Annotated in this window: 3 protein-coding genes and 1 pseudogene; 2 read left to right on the top strand and 2 right to left on the bottom strand. The window is 71.1% G+C overall.

The window, feature by feature from the left end; genetic code table 11:
- On the top strand, positions 1-618 hold a 618-nt coding region (locus HC022_RS23000), incomplete at its 5' end, for an FAD:protein FMN transferase (RefSeq protein WP_167453952.1).
- A gap of 230 nt (positions 619-848) precedes the next feature.
- Here HC022_RS23000 and HC022_RS22995 read toward each other — a convergent pair.
- Both HC022_RS22995 and pedF read right to left on the bottom strand, forming a co-directional pair.
- Positions 849-1721, bottom strand: a complete 873-nt coding sequence (locus HC022_RS22995) for an ABC transporter substrate-binding protein (protein ID WP_167453953.1) — start codon at positions 1719-1721, stop codon at positions 849-851.
- A gap of 19 nt (positions 1722-1740) precedes the next feature.
- Positions 1741-2421 (bottom strand): cytochrome c-550 PedF, encoded by a 681-nt coding sequence (gene pedF, locus HC022_RS22990; RefSeq protein ID WP_167453951.1) that lies wholly within the window; start codon positions 2419-2421, stop codon positions 1741-1743.
- Between the two features lie 155 nt (positions 2422-2576).
- Here pedF and HC022_RS22985 point away from each other — a divergent pair.
- Positions 2577-2917, top strand: a pseudogene (locus HC022_RS22985) (branched-chain amino acid ABC transporter substrate-binding protein); the annotation flags it as partial.

The following is a 2917-nucleotide window of genomic DNA, read 5'->3' as shown; positions in this document are numbered from 1 at the left end:
TTGCTGCTCCGACAGGCGGATGCGGTACACCGCGCGACCGGCGGCGCCTTCGACCCGAGCGTGCAACCGCTCTGGCAGGCGCTGGCGCGTGGCGGCGACGTCGAGGCCGCGCGGGCACTGACGGGCTGGAAGCGGGTGACGATCGGGCAGGACATCACGCTCGCGCCGGGTCAGGCGCTGACCTTCAACGGCATCGCGCAGGGCTTCGCCACGGACGTGGTGACCGACCTGCTGGCGTCGCGCGGCTTCGGGCGGGCGCTGGTGAACATCGGCGAGCACCGCGCGCTCGGCGGGCCGTGGCGGCTGGGGCTCTCGGATCCGGCCGCGGGATACCTGGGCACGCGGACGCTGGCGGACGGCGCCATCGCCACCTCGAGCCCGGCCGCGCTGCGCCTCGGGACCGGCGGCCATATCCTCGACCCGCGCGGGCTCCGCGCGCCGCTCTGGTCGACCGCCAGCGTCGAGGCCGAAAGCGCAGCACTGGCCGACGCCCTCTCCACCGCCTGCTGCCTGCTCGAGCCGGACGAGATCCGACGGGCCATGGCCGCGCTGCCGGGGATCCGGCGGGTGACGCTGGTGGATGGCGAGGGACGGCTGCGCACGCTGACGGCGGGCTGAGCGCCGCGCGGCGACGCGGAAGGCGCGACGTCAGGTACAGGACCCAACATCGGAGACGTGAGGCCGCACCGCGACCGGCTCGACACGCTGCCCCGAAGGGTCTGCGGCGGGAAGACCGCCGCGGGGGTCTGCGAGGGAAACCCATTGGGGTCGGGGGGGCGAGATTCCCGCCACAACGTGCCGCCCCCAGCCAGCCGGCCCGAAACCGGCCGGCTGGCTGGGAAATGACCCTAGCGCTCAGGCGGCAGGTGGGTCAGGCCGTACTGCTCGAAGATCGCGTCGATGCGCCCGTCCTCGAGCCCGGTGCGGATGGCGTCGTCCACCGCGTAGCCGAGCGAGCGGTAGGCCATGTGCACCGCCACCCCCGCTGTCCAGTGGCTCACCGCGAAGCCGGGCAGCGGCGGCTGGTGGATGGCGATGCCCTCGCCCGCCCCGGCCTCGAGCTGCGCCAGCGGGCCCATGGCAGCCATGGTCTCGCCCGCCGCCAGGGCCTCCATCGCCGCGGCGTGGCTCGGGTAGCGCCGGACGCCCTGCGCCGTCTGCCCGCCCGCAAACGAGGTCAGGTAGAAATCCGAGATCGAGTCGTTTTCCACCGCCACCGTGTCGATGCGGAAATAGGCCGGAACCGGCGGATCCTCCGGGTACGCGTCTTCGCGGTAGGCGATGGCGATCTGCTCGTCGGCGTATTGCCCGGTGAACACCACCTGCTCGACCCGGCAGGCGTATTCGCTGTCATAGGGGACGTGCAACATGACGTTGGACACCCGCCCGCCCACCACCGCGCCCTTCCAGACGTAGTTGCGGAGGTCGGCATCGAGGTTCTCTCCCGCCGCCACCAGCCGGAAGCGCGGCTCGACGCCCAGCGCCTCGGCGATCAGGCGGCCGATCTCGATGTCGACGCCCTGCACCTTCCCGCCCTCCTCCCAGGACCACGGCGGGAAGTCCTCGTAGGCGGCGAAATCGATCCAGCCGCGCTCGACGATCTCGTCGAGATCCTTGCCGACCACGTCGCGGCCCACGTTCTGCGGCTTCGGCTGCGGCACCCAGCCCTCGCAACGCGCGAACGCCGGGCCTGCGAACGCAAGCCCGGCCAGCGCGACCATCACAAACCGGCGGCGCATGTCAGTGTGCCGCGGAAAGCCCGATCGTCAACGTTTCGGCGGCATGCGCCGTGTCCGACGGATTGGCTTCGAGCAGGTTGGCGGCGCGGAAGGCGATGCTGTCGGCAACGGGCGCGCCCGAGAGGGTCTCGATCTCGCCCGCGATCTCGCGGAGGCGGGCCTTCAGCGCCTCGACGTCGGCATCGCCTGCGGCGAGCTGGTCGCGGATGTCCTTGAGCTCGGCCGACTGGTCCTCGATGGCGGCGTCGTCCGGGCGGGCCTCGATGTAGGTGCGGATCGCCCAGGCCGCCTTCTGGCCCAGCAGCTCGCCGAAGGCCGGCATCTTGGTGGTGCCGTTCTGGGTGTAGCCCGCGCGGAAGCGCTCGACGAACCACTCGTCGCCGAACTCCTCGGCCTCGAGGAAGCGCAGGTCGGGGGCAAGCCCGCCCGAGATCACCTCGAGCCCGTGGCAGCGCGCGCAGTTCTGGTTGTACCCCGAGGCGCCGATCTGCACCGCGGTCTGCCAGACCTCTTCTCCGGCGTCGCGGTAGGGGTTCTCGCTGAGCCAGTCCTCGCCCACCTCGGGCAGCGCATCGGTGTTGACCGGCTGCGGTGCCACGTCGCCATGGGCGAAGGCAAGATTGGCAAGGGCGAACAGGGCGACACCGGCAATCAGCGGACGCTTGAACTTGATGACGGACATTAGAACCTCCTCCGTTTCCGAAACTCCCATTTTCGTTAGCAAGCGTCCCGGGCGGGCCATATTGGACCTTGGTCGCGAAGCCGCCCGATCTTCGACCATGGTCTAACGGCGGCGAAAGGCGGAGGGGCGTACCTTGCGCTGAGGGAGGACAATTCATGCGTGTGATCGGACTTGCTGCCGCCTTATCGCTGACGCTCGGCGCCGCCGCCGCGTCCGAGACCAAGGTGCGGATCGGATATATCGGCGTCGAGCAGCCGGCACCGCCGGTGCTGTCGAATCTCGACCCCGTGCCCGACGACCGCGCCCTCGCGGGGGCGCGGCTGGGGCTTGCGGACAACCAGACCACCGGCAAGTTCATGGGTCAGGAGTGGGTTCTGTCGGAAACGCTGGTGCCCGAGGGCGGCGACGCGCTGGCCGCCGCACGTGCCGCGCTGGCCGCGACCCGGGTGCTGGTGCTGGACGCGCCGGCCGAGACGCTCACCGCCATCGCCGACCT

It is taken from the genome of Salipiger sp. HF18, from assembly GCF_011806505.1.
Taxonomy (GTDB): Bacteria; Pseudomonadota; Alphaproteobacteria; order Rhodobacterales; family Rhodobacteraceae; genus Salipiger; species Salipiger thiooxidans.
This window is presented reverse-complemented; position numbering and strand designations above follow the sequence as displayed.

Coding starts and splice junctions, on each gene's coding strand:
- pedF (WP_167453951.1), bottom strand. CDS start 2,421: ATGTCCGTCATCAAGTTCAAGCGTCCGCTGATTGCCGGTGTCGCCCTG.
- HC022_RS22995 (WP_167453953.1), bottom strand. CDS start 1,721: ATGGTCGCGCTGGCCGGGCTTGCGTTCGCAGGCCCGGCGTTCGCGCGT.